We start from the raw sequence: 19,211 nt of genomic DNA on the forward strand, positions 1-19,211 counted from the left end.
AACCTTCCCCCTGCCGGCCATGGACCGTATCTCCTTGCGGTTCATAATTTTTTTATTTGACTACGCACTCTGTCTACTTTATAATTGACGGATATTTGCAAAGGAATCCGCTGCCGCCCATGCAGCAGCCAATTACAACCATGATGATAAAAATACTAGCTTATTTCTTGATCCCAGCCTACACCATCCTTTTTACCAGGGGTTATAACTGGTTTACCACCAACTTTTCCGTGATCGGCAACCTGATTGACCGGAAACTTGCTTTTTTTCTGTGGGGTGTGATGGTAGGTGTATACTATTACATGATCTACAGGGCGATCCGAAAACAGATCCGCCTAAAACCGCTGGCAACCCGGCTGCTCCCCGCCGCCCTGCTCCTTCTTTTCTGCGCGGTCACCACCCCCTATCTGCCGGAGCAGCTGCCCTTAAAATCATTTCTGCACATTATATTTGCATTTGTGTCCACGGTGCTGCTGCTGGTCTTCTTAGCATTAGTCTCCTGGAGCCAGTATCCCTCCGCTCCCAGGGCTTACCGGCCATTCCTCCTTGGCCTTGCCGTGATCGTAGTGGTCTCGGCCGTGCTTCTGGCCGTGGCAGGGATTGTCAGCAGCGCCCTGGAAATATTTCTCACAGTCACCACCGTTATCCTGTCATCACGTCTGGTGGACTGTCTTAGAAAGCTGGGCGGGCCGGATGCAAACAGCACTTGTATCATGAAGTGATTGCGTATATACTAAAATCACACTGATCAAAGGAGATAATTCATTATGACTCATCATGGAAATCCAATTTTTAAGAACCGGTACGGGGAGGTCCGCTCCGGTTGGATCATATTAGCGGTAATGGCCGCCTTTTATGTTTTTGTGTTTCTTTCCGGTACTGCGGTCATTATGGCCCTCAGCGCCCTGTTGGTCCAAACCGGCCATATCAATCCCGCCACCGGCGAGCTGTCTGCTTTTACCAACTGGCTCAATGATACCGTGCTGCCCATCGCCATGCAGATCCTCACTGAAATCATCATGATCGCCGTGCCGCTGATTTCCTGGCGTCTGATCATGGGCCATCCCTGCAAAGAAATGGGGATTACCACAGGTAACCGGGGCAGGCGTGAGGGATGGGCAGGCATGGCCCTTGGAATCATCAACTGTTCCATTGTCTTTCTCCTGGTCGTTACAGTGGGCAATGGCCGCGTGGTATCCTGGGTTCCCCATGTCACAGCCCTCACCTTCTGGTGGATCTTTGTCTTTGTTCTGGTTGCCGCTGCCGAGGAACTGTTAAACCGGGGATTCTTAATGGCAGTCCTGCGCAGGTGCCGGAATCTCTATTTCATCACGCTGGTGCCCTCTGTCATATTCGGCCTGATCCATCTGTCCAATCCGGATGTGACCTTTTTATCCATTTTAAACATCATACTGGTGGGGATCCTCTTTTCCTACATGTTCATCCGGTCAGGCAATCTGTGGATGTGCATGGGGTATCATTTCACATGGAATACCTTTCAGGGCGTCATCTACGGTATGCCGGTCAGCGGACTTACGGTTCCCGGAGTGGTGAAAACGGAATTTACCGCAAACAACCTGCTTAATGGCGGGATGTTTGGGATTGAAGGAGGGATACTCACCACCCTGGCGACTCTGCTGGGTTTTATCTTTGTATGGCGTTATTATAAAAACAGCACCTATGACTTCCTTGCAGACACGGACTCCGCTCCTTCCAAATCTTTGTCATCTGAATAAAACAACTGGCTATTATCTGAAAAGGAACTTGATTCTATTGGTCAAAATTGTTATGATATAGGAAAATGTGTTTTTTGATTCCACAAATAAAATTGAAAAAGGACGGATTTTATCATGACAACCAATGAAAAAGCATTGCTCCTTCACGAAGAGTGGAAAGGCAAACTGGAAACAGTGTCAAAAGCAAAGGTAGCATCCAGGGAGGACCTGGCCCTGGCCTATACGCCCGGTGTGGCTGAGCCCTGTAAGGCCATTGCCCAGGACCCTGAGGCCGCCTATCTCTACACCATCAAGTCCAACACCATTGCTGTTGTATCTGACGGCAGTGCGGTCCTTGGTCTTGGGAATATCGGTCCCCTGGCCGCCATGCCTGTGATGGAAGGGAAATCCGTCCTGTTTAAGGAATTCGGCGGAGTCAACGCGTTTCCCATCTGCCTGGACACCCAGGATACAGAAGAGATCATTGAGACGGTTGTACGCATCGCGCCTGCATTTGGAGGCATCAATTTGGAAGATATCGCTGCTCCCCGCTGCTTTGAGATCGAGGAAGCCTTAAAAGAACGCCTGGATATCCCGGTATTCCACGATGACCAGCACGGAACAGCCATTGTGGTCCTGGCCGGTGTCATCAATGCATTAAAGGTAACCGGCCGCAGAAAAGAAGAGTGCCGTGTGGTTGTAAACGGCGCGGGTTCCGCTGGCGTGGCCATCACCAAGCTGCTTTTAACCTACGGCTTCCCCAACATTACCATGTGCGACAAATCGGGAATCCTGCGCAAGGGGGCCGAAGGCCTTAACTGGATGCAGGAAAAGATGATGGACGTGACCAACCTGGAGCGCAGGACAGGCTCTCTGGCAGATGCCATGAAGGGCGCGGACATCTTGATCGGAGTCTCAGCTCCCGGTATTGTGACCTCTGACATGGTTGCCTCCATGAACAAGGATGCCATTATATTTGCCATGGCCAACCCTGTTCCGGAGATCATGCCGGACCTGGCAAAGGCTGCCGGAGCGCGGGTGGTTGGCACGGGACGTTCCGACTTTCCCAACCAGGTCAACAATGTGGTCGTATTCCCCGGGATCTTTAAGGGGGCCCTGGAGGGGCGGGCAACTGCCATTACGGAAGAGATGAAACTGGCTGCCGCCAACGCGATTGCGGGACTGGTGGATGAAAAGGACCTGAATGAGGACAATATCCTTCCTGAGGCCTTTGACCCCAGGGTTGCCCGCATGGTAAGCCAGGCTGTAAAGGATCATATCTGAGAATAAGGGATAACCTGATGGAGTGTGTATAATATGCTGACTGAACCTATGACTTTATATAAACTGATGAATCTTTATATGTTAAAGCAGGTGAATTTTCCTCTCACCAACGCTCAGCTGACCAACTTTTTTACGGAGCATGAGTACACCACATATTTTACACTCCAACAGGCCTTGAACGAACTGGAGGATGCCGGACTGGTCCGCAAGGAGGCCAGCCACAACAGCACCCGCTATGACATTACCAAGGAAGGGGAGGAAACCCTTAATTTCTTTGGCAAGAATATCTCCTCCGCCATCATAGAAGACATGGACCAGTATCTGAAGGAAAACAAGTTCCGTCTCAGGGAAGAGGTGGGCACCACCGCCGACTTTTACAGAGGGACCAACCAGGACTACATTGTACACTGCGAGGTGCGCGAGAACAAAACCACCCTTATACGGCTGGATCTGTCCGTTCCCGACAAAGAACAGGCTGAATCCATGTGCAATACATGGAAAACAAAAAGCCAGGAGATTTATGCGCATGTAATGCGCTCTCTTCTATCCTGACTTTGTCTTATGATCCTGCCGGTCCTATGTTAGGTGGAGCTGATATGCTCCTTGAGCAGGTCCAGGATCTGCCGTGTACTAAAATCCGGATTCCGCTCACAGATGTCATAGATCATACCGCAGTATTTTAAATCTGTCCCAAGATTTTTTATAATCCAGGTTCTGGATTGGCCGGCGTTTCGCAAACGCTGGATCTTGGCTATAAGGAACAGGCGGTCCCGCTCTTCTCCGGGATCTGCCTGTTTTTGCTTTTTCTGTTTTTGGCCGTCCTGGTCCGGCGCCTTCTTCTCACAGGCCTTCTGCTTATAGCGCTTTTGCTGTTTCTCGTACCTGCTCACCTTGGTCTTTTCCATCTGGGCCATGGCTGCTCCAGGAGTTCCATACCCCTTCTCCAGCCAGATAGTCTCCACCTCATAAGCTCCGTCCTCAATGGTCATCACCGCCATGGACAGAGGCAGGGTGGACCGCTTATAGCCGCAGCTTCCCGGGTTCAGCCAAAGCCTTCCGCTAATCTCCTGCTGATAATACATATGGGAATGACCGAAGACAGCCACCTGCACGCCCTGAAGGGAACTGGGGATATCCACCCTCTCATGGGCCATGATAAACTTAACTCCCCCGATCTCAAACCGCTTCACATTGGGAAGGCCTCCCGACCAGCCCCTGTCATTGTTCCCCCTGACCGCAAACAGGGGCTGGCTGACATCCAGCTTATGATACAGCATCTGATTGTCAAAATCACCTGCGTGGATGACCATGTCACAGGTCTCAAGGATCCTCTCCACCTCAGGACGGAGCACGCCATGGGTATCTGCCATGACTGCCACCCGTATAGGTCCCGCTTCCATCAATCGTACCTCCCGGTCATTTCCCAAACAGTGCCTGGAACAGAGGATCCTGGGAGGGCAGATGGACCACATATCCCACCGGGACCTTGTTTCCTGTTGCCTCGATCACCCTGCGGGCTCCCTCTTCCTCAAAGGCGCCGCAGAGTTCAATGCAGTCCACCCCCTGGTCACATAACTGCCTGGCCGTCCGGCAGGCCTCATCCATGTTTGACACGCCGATCATCTGCACCATTCCCCCATGCATAAGGGCCCTGTCCGTATCCGGGTCAAACTGACCCATGATCATAAATGCAAATTTCATATCACATTTCTCCCCCTCAATTACAGATTGCTCTCAATCAGATCCCAGATCTCATCCCGCCCCTGTTTGGTCTCTGCGGAAAACGGGATAAGGATCCCCTCCTTCTCCATCCCAAGCCCCTGGCGGATCATTTTTACATGCTTTTGGATCTGGCTGCGGTTGATCTTATCCAGCTTTGTGGCAATGATCACTGGATGATATCCATTGTAGATGATCCAGTCATACATCATCTTGTCATTGGCAGACGGCTCATGGCGGATATCCACCAACAGGAACACCATCTTGAGCATGGATGAGTTTTTCAGGTACCGTTCGATCATCTTGCCCCATTTTTCCTTGGCTTCCAGGGCGACCTTTGCATAGCCGTATCCTGGAAGATCCACATAGTACAGGGCGTCATTGATATTGTAAAAATTTATGGTCTGTGTCTTCCCCGGCGATGAGGAAGTCCTGGCATATGCCTTCCGGTTCATCAGCGCATTGATCAGAGAGGATTTTCCCACATTGGATTTGCCTGAAAATGCAAATTCCGGCAGAGTATTCTCCGGCAGCTTGCTGGTGACGCCGCACACAGTTTCCAGATTTACGTCTCTAATAATCATATATTAATCTCCTCACCATTCCCGGAAACCGGAAATGTTCTTTACAACGCGGTATTCGCCGGCAGAAATGCCTCCTTGACCACGTCCTCCATTGCCTTTACAAACACGATCTCCAGGCCTTTTGTTATCTCTTTGGACAATTCGCCAATGTCCGGCCTGTTTTTATCCGGCACCAGCACCTTGGATATATGGGCCATCTTGGCGGCCAGTATCTTTTCCTTCAATCCGCCGATTGGAAGCACCCGGCCTCTTAAGGTGATCTCACCTGTCATGGCCACCTTGGCAAAGACGCGCCTTCCCGTAACAGCGGAAAGCATAGCCGTGGCCATGGTGATGCCGGCGGAGGGCCCGTCCTTTGGCACGGCACCCTCGGGAATATGGATATGGAGGTCATGCTTTTCAAAATAGTCGTCCGTCACCCCATACTGCGGGCAGACGGAACGCACATAGGTCAGGGCTGTCTGGGCCGATTCCTTCATCACATCCCCCAGCTGTCCTGTCATAAGGAGATTTCCCTTACCGGGCATTACATTCACTTCAATCTGCAGGGTGTCGCCTCCCACGCTGGTCCAGGCCAGGCCCCTCACAATGCCCACCTGGTCCTCCTCGTTGGCATCCTCAAAGGTGACCTTTTCCTTGCCCAGGTATTTCTCCAGATTATTCTCCGTGATACGGATGGATTTACGGTTGTCCTCCAGGAACTGTCTGGCGGCTTTCCTGCACACATCCCCAATGCGCCGTTCCAGATTGCGGACGCCCGCCTCCCTGGTATAGTTGTGGATGATCTTTCCCAGGCTTTTATCTGAAAATGTGATCTGGCTGACCTTTAAACCATTGCGCTCCATCTGTTTTCCCACCAGGTAATCCCTGGCAATATGGAACTTTTCATTCTCCGTGTAGCTGTTCACCTCGATCAGCTCCATACGGTCTAAAAGCGGTCCCGGAATGGTCTGCGTGGTGTTGGCAGTTGCTATGAACAGGACCTGGGACAGGTCGATGGGAACCTCCACATAATGGTCCCTGAACTTTACATTCTGCTCACCGTCCAGGACCTCCAAAAGCGCCGATGAAGTATCTCCCTTGTAGTCACTGCTCACCTTGTCGATCTCGTCCAGCAGCATCAGCGGATTGCTGACACCAGCCTGTCTCATGCCCTCCACAATACGGCCCGGCATGGCGCCCACATAAGTCTTTCTATGTCCCCGGATCTCCGCCTCATCCCGCACGCCCCCCAGGCTGATGCGCACATATTTCTTATTCAGTGCACGGGCAACGGAGCGGGCAATGGATGTCTTCCCTGTTCCCGGAGGTCCCACCAGGCAGATAATGGGGCTGGTGCCTTTTTTTGTCAGAGTCCTCACTGCCAGGTATTCCAGGATCCTTTCCTTGACCTGCTCCAGGCCGTAGTGGTCCTCATTGAGTATCTTCTGGGCATGTCGGATATCGTCATTGTCCCTGGACATCTTTTTCCAGGGCAGGTCTAACAGGGTTTCAATGTAAGTGCGCAGCACATTGCCTTCCTGGCTTCCGGCCGGCATGGTGCGGAACCGCTCGATCTCTTTGTGTAGCTTTTCCTTCATTTCCTTGTCGGCTTTTATGTTGTCCAGCTTTTTCTGGTACTCGTCAGCTTCTGAGAGAGGATTGTCCTCGCCCAGCTCCTGGCGGATGACCTTCATCTGCTCCCTGAGGATGTATTCCTTCTGGTTTTGGTCAATATCGGACTTCACCTTTTCCTGGAACTCTTTCTTAATCCTATATATTTCCATCTCTGTCATAAGGGTATGCATCACTACCTCATACCTGGCTGACAGGGAACTGTTTTCCAATACGGTCTGACGGATGGTGTAATCCCACGGAAGCTGGATGGCAATCTGATCCAGCATTTCACCCAGGCCGCCCACCGCCAGTAAATTGGGAAGGATTTCCTTTGTGATCTTAGGATTCACCCTTCCATATTCTTCTAATTTGTCTCTTACGATGCGCAGCATGGCCTCCTGGGTCAGATGGTCCAGCTCGTCCTCCTCCACTTCAATGGAGCCGATCTCGCCAATGAGTGCAGGTTCCTCGGAATCCAGACACAGCAGTTCCCCCCGTTCCAGTCCTTCTACCAGTACCCTTACCACTTTGCCAGGAAGCTTTACCAGCTGCTTTACAACGGCAATGGTGCCCACCTGATACAACTCCCCCAGCTCCGGTTCCACGATCTCAGGATGTCTCTGTGCCACGAGAAAGAGCCTCTGGTCTCCCACCATGGCCTTCTCCACCGCTGCCACGGACTTAGGCCTGTTGACATCAAAATGCAGTACCATTCCCGGAAGTATGGTCAGTCCCCTGAGGGCCACTACCGGCATTATAATCACTTGTTCTCCCATTCTTAAACTTCACCTCTTGTATTTAAAACCATCTAAAAAGCCGCTGCAATACAGGTGCCGGGCGGAGCCATGATCAGCGCTCTCCCCGGGTCATATCTGGTTTGCAACGGCCCTTTCTCTTTGTCTAAATTGTCACAGAAACTTACCGCACCTTTTCCCGTCCAATGGGACCGGGATGGCTTTCTCAGGCAATCTCACCAGTTTTGTTGTCTCCCCGCATTCTGTCAGACAGAGGCTTACGGGCAGAAGCAGGCGGCATATCGCGGTACACAAGTTCCGGCTGTCCTGTCTTTTTTACAACCTCCCTGGTAATGGTACAGATCCCGATGGTATCATCCGATGGGATCTCGTACATCAGATCCATCATCACGGACTCAAGGATGGAACGCAGTCCCCTGGCGCCGATCTTGCGGTCCACTGCCAGCTGTGCGATCTCCTCAAGGGCTTCCCTGGTGAATTCCAGCTTTACATTGTCCAGCTCAAACAGCTTCTGATACTGCCTTGTGAGAGCGTTCTTCGGCTCGGAAAGGATTCGCACCATGGCGTCCTTGGTAAGCTGCTGAAGGGAAACCATTACCGGAACACGGCCGATAAACTCAGGAATCAGACCAAACTTGGTAAGATCCTTTGGCTCAACCTTTCTCAGCAGGTCGTCAATATTCATATCATTCTTATTGACTACCTCCGCATTAAAGCCAATGGAACCGGCGCTGAGGCGCTGTTCCACGATCTTCTCCAGACCATCAAAGGCACCGCCGCAGATAAAAAGGATATTGGTGGTGTCGATCTGGAGGAGCTCCTGGTGGGGATGCTTCCTTCCTCCCTGAGGAGGAACACTGGCAACGGTTCCTTCCAGGATCTTTAACAGTGCCTGCTGAACGCCTTCACCGGATACATCCCTTGTGATGGACACGTTCTCAGACTTCTTGGTGATCTTGTCAATTTCATCAATGTATATGATACCGTACTCAGCACGGGAAATATCATAATCAGCGGACTGGATCAGCTTTAAGAGAATGTTCTCCACGTCCTCGCCCACGTAGCCGGCCTCTGTGAGAGCCGTTGCATCCGCAATGGCAAATGGGACATTCAGGATCTTGGCCAGTGTCTGGGCCAGGTAAGTTTTACCGGAACCAGTGGGACCAACCATGAGAATATTGCTCTTCTGCACATCCACGTCCATGTTCTGGCAGGATGTAACTCTCTTATAATGGTTGTAAACAGCCACAGACAGCACTTTCTTGGCTTCGTCCTGTCCAATGACATATTCATCCAGAAATGATTTGATTTCCTTGGGTTTCAGAAGGCGGATGTCTGCCAGTGAGGGGGATGATGCATCTTCCTGTCCCTCCAGCTCTTCCTCCAGGATCTCTGAGCACAATTCAATACACTCGTCACAGATATACACATTGTTGTTGCCTGCTCCGGCAATCATCTTCCGTACCTGATCCTGAGTCCTTCCGCAGAAGGAGCAGCGGATCGTGTCATCTGGTCTAATCGGCATACTTTACCTAACCTTTCATTCATTTCCGTCTTTTAGTGATGCTCAATGATCTCATCAATAAGACCGTATTCCTTGGCCTCCGCGGCAGACATGTAATTGTCACGCTCCGTATCGCGCTCAATCACCTCAATGGGCCTGCCTGTGTTGGCTGCCAGGATATCATTTAACTTTTTCCTGGTCTTTAAAATATTCTCCGCCACGATCTTGATCTCTGTGGCCTGGCCCTTTGCGCCGCCGGATGGCTGGTGGATCATGATCTCTGAATTGGGAAGTGCGAAACGCTTGCCCTTTGCGCCGCCGGCCAGGAGGAACGCTCCCATGCTGGCTGCCATACCGATACAGATGGTGGACACATCACACTTGATGTAATTCATGGTGTCATAGATCGCAAAGCCTGCGGAGACAGAACCTCCCGGACTGTTGATGTACAAATGGATATCCTTGCCCGGATCTTCAGATTCCAGAAATAAAAGCTGTGCCACCACAAGGCTTGCGGACACGTCATTTACTTCCTCTCCCAGAAATATGATTCTCTCTTTTAACAATCTTGAATAGATGTCGTAGGAACGCTCTCCACGGCTGGTCTGTTCAATGACATAGGGTACTAAACTCATATTAACATCCTCCTGTCCTTAGAACTATTATATGCTTACAGAAACCCGGGAGATTTACAGCACAAAAAAAGCATGCCGTAAACCCCCCGCTTTATATCTTTCCACGATTCTTTTTATCGTGGACTTTCCAGTGTGAATTATACCAGTTTTGCTTCAGCTACCAGGAAATCCACTGCTTCCTGAACAGCAAGATCTTCCTTCATCTGGTCTTTATCATGATCTGACATGTATTCCTTTAACTTGTCAGCTTCCATCTGGTAAGATGCTGCCATCTTGGCGATCTCCTCATCCAGTCTTTCATCTGAAACCTGGATGTTCTCTGCCTTAGCAACCTCTTCCAGAACCAGTCTGGTCTGGATCCTCTTCAGTGCCTGAGGCTGCATCTGCTCCCTCATGGATTCCATGGTCATGCCTGTATACTTCATATACATCTCCATGGACAGGCCCTGACTCTGCATACGGCGGGCGGTATCCTGAACCATGTTGTCGATCTGACCTTCAACCATCTTATCCGGGATCTCCATGGTTGCATTGGCAACAACCTTTTCAATCACCCTGTTCTCATTCTCAGTGGCAGCTTCTTTCTGCTTCCTCTCAAGAATCTTTGCCTCAATATCCTTTTTGTATTCATCCAGGGTATCAAACTCGGAAACTTCACCTGCAAACTCGTCATCCAGTTCAGGCAGTTCCTTTACCTTGATCTCCTTTACGGTCACCTTAAAGGTAGCCGGCTTGCCGGCCAGTTCAGCTGCATGATACTCCTCCGGGAAGGTTACATTTACTTCGCACTCTTCTCCGATGTTCTTGCCAATCAGCTGCTCCTCAAAGGTATCGATGAATGAGTGGGAACCAATGGTCAGAGCATAATCCTCTGCCTTGCCCCCGTCAAATGACTTGCCGTCCACAAATCCCTCGAAATCAATGACAGTCTGGTCACCGTCAGCAACCGGTCTGTCCTCCACGGTGATCTGTCTTGCATTCTGCTCCTGTACTCTCTTAAGCTCTGCATCCACATCCTCGGCTGCAACTGCTGCTTCTGCCTTCTCCACTTCAATGCCCTTGTACTCACCCAGGGTCACCTCTGGTCTGATGGCTACAATTGCGGTATAGATGAATGGCTTGTCCTTGCCGATCTGCTCAACGGAGACCTCTGGTCTGGATACGATCTCCAGTTCGCTCTCGTTCATGGCCTGCATGCAGGTTGCATTGATGGCTTCGTCAGCAGCATCCTCATAAAAAATGCCCTCACCATACATCTTTTCAATCATGGCTCTTGGTGCTTTGCCCTTGCGGAAGCCTGGAATATTGAACTTATTCTTGTTCTTATTGAAGGCTTTTTTCATTGCATCCTCAAACTGCGCTGTATCTACCTCTATAGTCAGTTTGGCCATGTTCTTTTCCAATTTTTCTACTTGTACACTCATTTTTACGGGTTCCTCCTTAAAATATATGTGATTCGCCCATGATCCCTGAGGGCGCTACACTTCAATGTACCATTATAGCATGCTCAAAATAAAAACACCAGCATTTTTTTACAATATCATTGAAAATCATTGAAAATATGTAACAGTTCTGGACGGCTCGTCTTCTTGACCGGAAAAGCCGGTCAAGAAGAATCGGATGTCCATCCGATGTGAAAATGGGTACAAAAACGGACGTATAAGCAAGCTTAACTCCCGCTCTTGCACCCATTTTCCCGCCGTCCTGTACGGTTACGAAAATATCATAAAAAAACTCCCCTTCTGTCCCCGGCCCCACACCGGGGCAATGCAAGAAGTGGAGTTTTCTGGTGCGCACCCTATCCCCGGCTGTGCTGGATGGATGCAGCTATTTTCTGCGCCTGCTGCGGTCCCTGAAGCAAGCGGATCAGTTCAAGGCCAAGATCCAGGGCATATCCAAGCCCTCTGGACGTGGTGATGTTGCCGTCTGTCACAACGCCCTGGCTTGTGTAGGATACCCCGGTGAGCTGTTCTTCAAATCCGGGATAACAGGTTGCCGTCCTGCCCTTTAAAAGCCCCATGGACCCCAGGACGCTGGGAGCTGCACAGATCGCCGCCACTCTTCTGCCCTGCTTGTTGGCCCGTTCGATCGCTTCTCTCAGGCCTTCATGGGCCTTCAGGTTGTTGGTCCCGGGCATGCCCCCGGGCAGGAACAGCACGTCCGCCACATTGGGATTCACTTCCTCAAACAGCGCATCCGCCATAAACCGGATCCCATGGGAACCTGTAACTTCCATTGCTCCTGTAATGGAAACCATTGTTACATCCACTTCAGAACGGCGAAGCACGTCCACTACCGCAAGACATTCAACCTCTTCCAGTCCTTCTGCAAGAAATGCATAAACCTTTGCCATGATTATCTCCCTTTCTTACCACTATGCATATTATTTTATCATTTTAGCCTTTTCCTGAAAATTGATAAATGATATGATAGTAAAATGGAAAAAATATAATTCCTTAGTAAAATCCACTAATTGCATTATGTATACAATATCAGGAGGGTATTTATGGAAATCGAACGGAAATATCTGGTAAAGCAGATCCCTGAAAACTATGAATCATTTCCCTGCCATGCCATTGAGCAGGCTTATCTGTGCACCGGTCCGGTGGTGCGCGTCCGCCGGGAGGACGACAGCTATTACCTCACGTACAAGGGTAAAGGGCTTTTATCCAGGGAGGAATACAACCTGCCCCTGAACGAGCAGGCCTACCGCCATCTGCTGGCAAAAGCCGATGGCATCATACTTACCAAAAAGCGCTATCTCATTCCCGTGGAAGGCGCCGGCCATCTGACCATTGAAATGGATGTGTTTGAGGGCTCATACCAGGGTCTTGTCCTGGCCGAGGTGGAATTCCCCACAGAGGAGGAGGCCATGGCCTTTAAGGCGCCTGAATGGTTCGGAAGAGATGTCACCTTTTCCGGTGAGTTTCAGAACAGCCGTCTGGCCTGTGGAGATACAAACATACCCTGCAAACAGGTTTGATCTCATTCCAAACCGGTTCGCAGGGCACGTTCTTTCCGCTTTTATCAATTTGATTTCATCATCATTATTTCATCATCCCCAGGATGATCACTAAAACAAACAGGGCGCACAAGCAGCCAATGATGATGTTCATGGTCCTTACGGACACATGGATGTGTTCGTACAGGCGCTCTTTGGGCGAGAGATTCTGGAGGCGTTCATTTTCTTCCTTGAGCCTCCGGTTTTCCTCGGCCAGTTCTTCCAGGTTTTTCATTTCATCCATAGTCATTACTTCTTGGCAATGTATTTCCTGATATCCAGGGCAATAGCAACCACGATAACGATACCCTGTGCTATGTACTGGTAGTTGGTGTCAACGCCCAGATACTGGAGACAGGTTTTCAGGATTTCAAATACAAGCACGCCGATCAGTACACCGGACACACGTCCGATACCGCCGTTTACAGAAACGCCGCCGATGGTACAAGCTGCAATGGCTTCCAGCTCCCAGCCCTGGCCCATGTTAACGGAGGAACCGCCGGACTTGGCGCCTACCAGGAAACCGCCCAGAGCGTAAAGGGCCGCTGCCGTAATGTAGATGACGATCTTAGTTCTTTTGGTGTTCACGCCGGATACTTCCGCCGCCTGCTCATTGCCGCCGATGGCGTACATATATTTGCCGTGAGGCGTCTTATTGTAGATGAACCACATCACAATGCCCACCACAAGGGCTATGATGAACAGGTATGGTATCATTCCAAAGAGTTTGCCCTTGGCAACCTCTGTGTAAGCTGCGCGGTATCCGCCGATGGGGGTTGCATCCGTATATACAAGGCAGACGCCGTATACGATCAGCTGCATGCCCAGGGTGCCGATGAATGCGGGAACCTGAAGGAAGGAAACCACCAGTCCGTTGATGCATCCGAAAATACCGCAAACGGCGATACAGATCAAAAGCACTACTAAAACCCACCAGATACCAAAATCAGGAAGGTTCTCCCAGAATTTACCGCTGTAATCCGGCTTCTGCAGCAAAGTACCTGCAATACATGCGGAAAGGCCTACCATACGTCCTGCTGAAAGGTCGGTACCCTTTGTGATCAGACAGCCTGATACACCGCAGGCAATGATAAAACGGGGAGCCACGTTCAAGGCAATATTGTTTGCGTTTCCGGTTGAAAAGAATGTGGGCTGAAGAATACCTGTCACAATGGCAAGTATGATCAGAACCATAATAATACCGTTATTGATAAGGAAATCAACTATATTGAATTTTTTAGCTGTCATGACTTAAACCTCCTGTTTGGAATCGTTCTTTGATTTGCCCTGAAGATCAAACTGTGTCGCATAGGACATGATCCTCTCCTGGGTCGCTTCCCCGCCTTCCAGTTCCCCGGTAATATGACCGTTGCACATAACGATGATCCGGTTGGACATACCTATAAGCTCAGGCATTTCAGATGAAATCATGATAATGGATTTTCCCTGTTTCACAAGGTCGATCATAATTTGGTAGATTTCATATTTGGCGCCTACGTCAATTCCTCTGGTAGGCTCATCCATAATCAGGATATCAGGGTTGTTGGCAAGCCATCTCGCTATGATAACCTTCTGCTGGTTACCACCAGACAAGGACTGGATCAGTGTCTTGCCGCTGGGTGTCTTGATACTCAGTTTCGCAATGCTGTCTTTCACTACCTCATCCACTTTTTTCTTATCGATCTTACCCAGATGAGTGTAATTATTATAGGAGGCAATGGCTGTATTGTCCTCAATGCTCAGGCATCCAATGATCCCGGTACCGCGGCGGTCCTCCGTGATCATTCCCACAGAGTCGTGGATGGCATCCTGAGGCCGCCTGATGGCCGCCTTTTTGCCCAGGATCTCAATCTGCCCGCTGGCAATGTGGCGCATTCCGAAGATTGCTTCCATAAGCTCAGTTCTCTGCGCGCCCACCAGTCCGCCAAAGCCAAGGATCTCCCCACGCTTCAATTCAAATGAACAGTCCTGGAAGGAACGCTCATGAATGCTGCACAGGTGGTCCACCTTGAGCACGGTCTCCTCTGTCCTGTAATCATCCTTGGGAGGATACACATTGGTCAGCTCACGTCCAACCATCTGCTTAACGATCTCATCATCCGAGATATCCTTTACCTCCCAGGAACCCACATAGGTACCGTCACGCATGATGGTGATATCATCTGCGATCTGACGGATTTCCGCCATCTTATGGCTGATGTATATCATAGAAACGCCTCTGGTCTTTAAATCCCTTACGATACGGAAAAGCGCTTCTACTTCGTTATCAGTCAGTGATGAGGTCGGCTCATCCAGAATCACAAGCTTTGCGCTCTGGCTCACTGCCTTGGCTATCTCCACTGACTGCATCTGTCCGATTGAAAGTGTCCCTAATTTTGCCTTGGGATTAAAACTCATTTTAACATCTTTTAACCACTTCTCGGCCTCGCTGTTCATGACCTTGTGGTCTACCATCTTAAAGGGGCCAATTCCCTTCATAGGGTATCTGCCCAAATACATATTCTCTGCAATGGAACGCTCCGGTATGGGCTGCAGCTCCTGGTGCACCATTGCCAGTCCTTTGTGAAGTGCGTCATCCGGGTTCGTGATCTCCACTTTCTCCCCATCGATGAAGATCTGCCCCTCATCCATTTTATAAATGCCGAATAGGCATTTCATAAGAGTCGATTTACCTGCTCCGTTCTCACCCATCAGCGCATGAACGGTTCCGGGACGTACTTTCAAGTTAATACCATCCAGTGCCTTTACGCCAGGGAAGGTCTTGCTGACCCCTACCATTTCCAGTCTGTACTGATCTGCCATCCCGTTACTCCTTTCAAATACATTCTAATTTATATACATGGCCGCATCCCCACAGCCGTCCTTCTTCAAAAAATCGGGTGTGTCGGTGGACACACCCGGTTTCAATCACTAGATGTTAATTATTACTTTAACTGATCCAGAATCTGCTGAGCATTGTCCTTGGTAACCTTGATATAGTCTACCATGTTAACCGGCTCTACTTTCTCGCCCTTCAGGAACTGAACTGCGCTGTCAGCCGCCATACGAGCCTGTGAGAAGTGATCGTTAAATACGGTACCTGTCTGCTTGTCTTCCAGTACGTTCTGAACAGCCTCTGTAAGAGCGTCAACACCTACCAGATAGATGTCTTCGTTAACCTTGCGGTCAGCTGCCTCGATTGCCTGTAATGCGCCCAGTGCCATAGCATCGTTGTTGCAGAAGATAACTTCAATCTTATCGCCGTACTGGTTCAGAGCATCCTGTGCAATCTGCTGAGCCTTAGCCTGATCCCAGTCACCGCGCTGCTTTAACAGTTCTTCTACTTCCACGCCGGCATCGGTAAGAGCCTTAACGGAGAATTCGGTTCTGTACTGAGCATCTACGTTCTCAGGATCGCCCTGGATCATGATGTAGGAAACTTTGCCATCCCCGTTGATATCGCCCTTGTTGGATGTCTCAAGGATTTCCTCGCCCTGGTATGTACCGGACTGTCTAGCGTCACAGCCAACGTAGGTAGCGTTGATGCTTTCGCTTGCCCATCTCTCTTCCTCAGCTACATCCGGCTCACGGTTGATGAATACAACCGGGATCCCGGCATCTTTACACATATCGGTGATCTCAGGTGCGGAAGAAGCCTGCACCAGGTTCAGGATCAGAACATCATACTTCTGTGTGATGAAGTTCTGGATCTGGTTGGTCTGCTCTGCCTGATCGCCCTTGCCGTCCTGGATAACTACGTTCTCTTTCTTGAATCCAAGATCCTCTGTGAGATATCTCTCCAGCTCGGTCCTGTACAGTGTCATGAAGTTGTCATCAAACTTGTAAATGCTGATGCCTACCTTCTTATCAGCAACATCTGTTGCATCTCCAGTCGCCTCTGCCGCTGTGGTAGCTGCCTCGCTGGCTGCTTCTGAAGCCGCCTCGGTTGCTGCCTCGGTCTTTGCCTCTGTTGGGGCTGCCGTGGTCTCTGCCGGTTTGCTTCCGCATCCTGCCATGGACAGAACCATCATGGATGCCATTGCAACTGCTGTTGCCTTCTTAAATAATCTCATGCTATAAATCCTCCCTTACATAAAGTATTATTTTGCCGTGATCAGGAATATCCACAATGGAGTAAACCGCAAACGGGTTTGGTGGTTTTTCCTTAACGACAAGCATATTATACGTCCGGATTATGCATTTTTCCATATGATTTTCTAAGAACCATTATAAAATTTCTTTGATTTTTAGCGTATGATTCGTTTTTTTTTATATTTTCTCTCATTTTTTTCGCATTTTATCTTCCATATATTGCCAAAAACGCCTTGTGCATATGTTTTTTATGCCATATTGCACAAGACGTTCCCATCCATATCCCCTATCTTTGCTTTGTCAATGCAATTTGGGGACACCAGTAATATTTGCCGTCCTCCAGGTCCACCTTGTCCTTCACGTCCTTTCCCATGGCAAGGCTGGAGGCAATATCAAAGATCACACTTGCGTATTTCTGCTTGTCCGACTCCACGGTGCCGAAGAGCTTTCCTTCTTCCAGCGCCTCCTGGCCCACGGGCGTGCCATCGATCCCCACCAGCTTGATGGAATTTCCCACAATCCCCTTCCGCTCCATGGCATCAATGGCTCCCAGGGCCATATCGTCATTGTTGCAGATCACAAGTTCTATCTGACCCGGATATTCGTCCAGCCACTGGTCCATCAGCGCAGATGCCTGGCTGCGTTCCCAGTTGGCGATCCCGCCTGTGATCTTTTCCAGGGGGACGCCGCCGTCCTTTAAAGTCTGGATGGACCACTCGGTGCGGATCAGGGAATCCTGATGGCTGGTCTCCCCCTCCAGCAGCACGTAGCTGACCATGCCGTCCCCATTGATATCCAGGGTTTCCGGATTCTTCCTGTATGCATCAACCAGGATCTGTCCCTGAAGGACCGCGGACTCCTTGGCGTCCGCCCCCACATAGTACAGTTTCTCCCAGCGGTTCATATCCTCCTCCACCGGTTCCCTGTTAAAGAACACCACGGGAATTCCGGCCGCCATGGCCTTGTCAATGATAATGGAGGCCGCGGACCGGTCCACGATATTTACGCATAGGGCATCGCAGCCCAGGGAGATCAGGCGCTCCACCTGGCTGTTCTGGGTATTCTGGCTGCTCTTTGCATCCATAATGTCCAGCGTCACCTTGATCCCGGTCCCCTGTTCGTATTCCTTTGCCTGCTTTTCCAGGGCCGTACGCAGGGTGCTGATAAATGTGTCATCCCCCCTGTACAGCAGAACGCCGATGCGCATGGAGGTTTTTTTCTGCGTACTAGCCTCCTGCCCTTTGCTGTAAGACCATATCCCCCACAGGACAGCTAAAGCAACAAGGCAGACAGCGCCTCCGTAAAACCAGTGTTTTTTCATAACATCCTCCCTGCTCCTTGGCATACTTCTCAATCATTCCGGAAGTACACCTTGTCATTCAATGGGATAAAACATTTTCTCATACTGCTTATCCCACATGTTCTCCTTATTGACATAGACGGCATCCAGCTGCGTCTGCTTTCTCTGCCTGCTGCCCTGAATGGCTTCCACCGCCCGTTTCACGCTGAGATACCCCATATCGAACTGATTGTATGCGGCAAGTCCGTCTATGATCCCCTTGTCCAGTCCCCCCAGTATGGAGGTGGTGCTGCCAACCCCGTAAAGCCCTGCCACATGAGCCTGGTACACCGTACTTCCGTCCACGATCTGGTTGACCTCATTCAGGGACTGGGTGTCCAGGGCTATGACGGTGATTCGCCCGTCCCCCGGATACACGGTCTCCTCAATGGCCTGCCTGTAGGTGTCATCCGTTCTCTTTTCCACCAGCCTGTAGGTAAATCCGTGGTCGTCCAGCACCGACCTCACCCCATCATATACATTGGTATTATCCCCATAGGACAGGCCCTCGGTGAAAAGATATACGGGTACATCGGAAGGCGCCTGGGCCGTCACTGCCCGGGCCGCCATCTGCCCCATCCCAAAGCTGTCCGCCGCAATAGTATCCACCACGCTTTCACTGGGCACCGGCGCCCCCAAAAGGATGATGGGGCAGTTGGGGCTCATGGCATCCAGCGCCATCACGGTTTCCGCCTCATTTACAGGGGACAGAATAATGGCCTTTGCCCCATCGCGTATCTCCCTCTGGACCAGTTCCATCTGCTGTTCCTGGTCATTGGTGGCATAAAGAGTGATAAAGCTGACATCACCGTGAAATTCCTCTGCCGCCATCTCCATTCCCTTCTTAAAATTAACGTAATAATCATCGCTGGCATCCTCTATGATCACGGATATGGGCAGGATCTCCACCTTTTTTTCCTTGATGATCAGGTCCGTGGAGGACATGAGAAAAAGGAGGATCAGCACGCCGGCATAGATGCACCAAAGAAGTTTTTCCTTATTTGACAT

At 50.4% G+C, this 19,211-nt stretch carries 19 protein-coding genes; 5 read left to right on the forward strand and 14 right to left on the reverse strand.

Annotation, left to right across the window (positions count from 1 at the left end; translation table 11 throughout):
* The first annotated feature begins 119 nt into the window (after window positions 1-119).
* From ABID13_RS00175 to ABID13_RS00190, 4 genes are all read left to right on the forward strand, one after another.
* The gene (locus ABID13_RS00175; RefSeq protein WP_197092203.1) at window positions 120-722 is read left to right on the forward strand and encodes a hypothetical protein; all 603 of its coding nucleotides are present in this window, start codon (window positions 120-122) and stop codon (window positions 720-722) included.
* Between the two features lie 45 nt (window positions 723-767).
* Window positions 768-1,736 (forward strand): CPBP family intramembrane glutamic endopeptidase, encoded by a 969-nt coding sequence (locus tag ABID13_RS00180; protein WP_045093270.1) that lies wholly within the window; start codon window positions 768-770, stop codon window positions 1,734-1,736.
* A gap of 114 nt (window positions 1,737-1,850) precedes the next feature.
* On the forward strand, window positions 1,851-2,999 hold the full coding sequence (locus tag ABID13_RS00185; RefSeq protein ID WP_007864020.1) for an NAD(P)-dependent malic enzyme: 1,149 nt from the start codon (window positions 1,851-1,853) through the stop codon (window positions 2,997-2,999).
* Window positions 3,000-3,032: 33 nt separating this feature from the next.
* On the forward strand, window positions 3,033-3,551 hold the full coding sequence (locus tag ABID13_RS00190; RefSeq protein ID WP_007864018.1) for a DUF4364 family protein: 519 nt from the start codon (window positions 3,033-3,035) through the stop codon (window positions 3,549-3,551).
* A gap of 29 nt (window positions 3,552-3,580) precedes the next feature.
* On the opposite strand, the gene ABID13_RS00195 is transcribed toward ABID13_RS00190, so the two are convergent.
* The 8 genes from ABID13_RS00195 to ABID13_RS00230 all read right to left on the reverse strand — a co-directional run bounded on the left by ABID13_RS00195 (window position 3,581) and on the right by ABID13_RS00230 (window position 12,145).
* Complete coding sequence (locus ABID13_RS00195; RefSeq protein ID WP_045093271.1) at window positions 3,581-4,399, reverse strand: metallophosphoesterase family protein; 819 nt, start codon at window positions 4,397-4,399, stop codon at window positions 3,581-3,583.
* Between the two features lie 16 nt (window positions 4,400-4,415).
* Window positions 4,416-4,700 (reverse strand): DUF6506 family protein, encoded by a 285-nt coding sequence (locus ABID13_RS00200; RefSeq protein WP_048930672.1) that lies wholly within the window; start codon window positions 4,698-4,700, stop codon window positions 4,416-4,418.
* Window positions 4,701-4,720: 20 nt separating this feature from the next.
* Window positions 4,721-5,302, reverse strand: coding sequence for a ribosome biogenesis GTP-binding protein YihA/YsxC (gene yihA / locus ABID13_RS00205; RefSeq protein ID WP_007864012.1), 582 nt, complete (start codon window positions 5,300-5,302; stop codon window positions 4,721-4,723).
* Between the two features lie 41 nt (window positions 5,303-5,343).
* Window positions 5,344-7,674, reverse strand: coding sequence for an endopeptidase La (gene lon, locus ABID13_RS00210; protein WP_007864010.1), 2,331 nt, complete (start codon window positions 7,672-7,674; stop codon window positions 5,344-5,346).
* 184 nt (window positions 7,675-7,858) lie between these two features.
* On the reverse strand, window positions 7,859-9,178 hold the full coding sequence (gene clpX / locus ABID13_RS00215) for an ATP-dependent Clp protease ATP-binding subunit ClpX (RefSeq protein ID WP_007864007.1): 1,320 nt from the start codon (window positions 9,176-9,178) through the stop codon (window positions 7,859-7,861).
* Window positions 9,179-9,210: 32 nt separating this feature from the next.
* Complete coding sequence (gene clpP / locus ABID13_RS00220) at window positions 9,211-9,792, reverse strand: ATP-dependent Clp endopeptidase proteolytic subunit ClpP (RefSeq protein WP_007864005.1); 582 nt, start codon at window positions 9,790-9,792, stop codon at window positions 9,211-9,213.
* A 137-nt stretch (window positions 9,793-9,929) separates the two neighbouring features.
* Complete coding sequence (gene tig, locus ABID13_RS00225) at window positions 9,930-11,216, reverse strand: trigger factor (RefSeq protein WP_007864003.1); 1,287 nt, start codon at window positions 11,214-11,216, stop codon at window positions 9,930-9,932.
* A 374-nt stretch (window positions 11,217-11,590) separates the two neighbouring features.
* Window positions 11,591-12,145 carry a DJ-1 family glyoxalase III gene (locus ABID13_RS00230; RefSeq protein WP_007864002.1) on the reverse strand — a complete coding sequence of 185 codons (555 nt, stop codon included), beginning with the start codon at window positions 12,143-12,145 and terminating at the stop codon, window positions 11,591-11,593.
* 153 nt (window positions 12,146-12,298) lie between these two features.
* On the opposite strand from ABID13_RS00230, the gene ABID13_RS00235 reads away from it, so the two are divergent.
* Window positions 12,299-12,775: a CYTH domain-containing protein gene (locus ABID13_RS00235; protein WP_007864001.1), complete on the forward strand. Its 477-nt coding sequence runs from the start codon at window positions 12,299-12,301 to the stop codon at window positions 12,773-12,775.
* Window positions 12,776-12,839: 64 nt separating this feature from the next.
* Here ABID13_RS00235 and ABID13_RS00240 read toward each other — a convergent pair whose 3' ends face one another.
* The 6 genes from ABID13_RS00240 to ABID13_RS00265 form a co-directional block, all read right to left on the reverse strand.
* The gene (locus tag ABID13_RS00240) at window positions 12,840-13,037 is read right to left on the reverse strand and encodes a hypothetical protein (RefSeq protein ID WP_227161075.1); all 198 of its coding nucleotides are present in this window, start codon (window positions 13,035-13,037) and stop codon (window positions 12,840-12,842) included.
* Between the two features lie 5 nt (window positions 13,038-13,042).
* The gene (locus ABID13_RS00245) at window positions 13,043-14,041 is read right to left on the reverse strand and encodes a galactose/methyl galactoside ABC transporter permease MglC (RefSeq protein WP_007863999.1); all 999 of its coding nucleotides are present in this window, start codon (window positions 14,039-14,041) and stop codon (window positions 13,043-13,045) included.
* 3 nt (window positions 14,042-14,044) lie between these two features.
* Window positions 14,045-15,595: a sugar ABC transporter ATP-binding protein gene (locus tag ABID13_RS00250; RefSeq protein ID WP_007863998.1), complete on the reverse strand. Its 1,551-nt coding sequence runs from the start codon at window positions 15,593-15,595 to the stop codon at window positions 14,045-14,047.
* Between the two features lie 122 nt (window positions 15,596-15,717).
* Window positions 15,718-16,845: a galactose ABC transporter substrate-binding protein gene (locus tag ABID13_RS00255; protein WP_045093276.1), complete on the reverse strand. Its 1,128-nt coding sequence runs from the start codon at window positions 16,843-16,845 to the stop codon at window positions 15,718-15,720.
* Between the two features lie 305 nt (window positions 16,846-17,150).
* Window positions 17,151-18,185, reverse strand: coding sequence for a galactose ABC transporter substrate-binding protein (locus ABID13_RS00260; protein WP_007863996.1), 1,035 nt, complete (start codon window positions 18,183-18,185; stop codon window positions 17,151-17,153).
* Between the two features lie 54 nt (window positions 18,186-18,239).
* Window positions 18,240-19,211 carry a substrate-binding domain-containing protein gene (locus tag ABID13_RS00265; protein ID WP_007863995.1) on the reverse strand — a complete coding sequence of 324 codons (972 nt, stop codon included), beginning with the start codon at window positions 19,209-19,211 and terminating at the stop codon, window positions 18,240-18,242.

The sequence above is a fragment of the Enterocloster citroniae genome (genome assembly GCF_040545455.1).
Lineage (GTDB): Bacteria > Bacillota > Clostridia > Lachnospirales > Lachnospiraceae > Enterocloster > Enterocloster citroniae.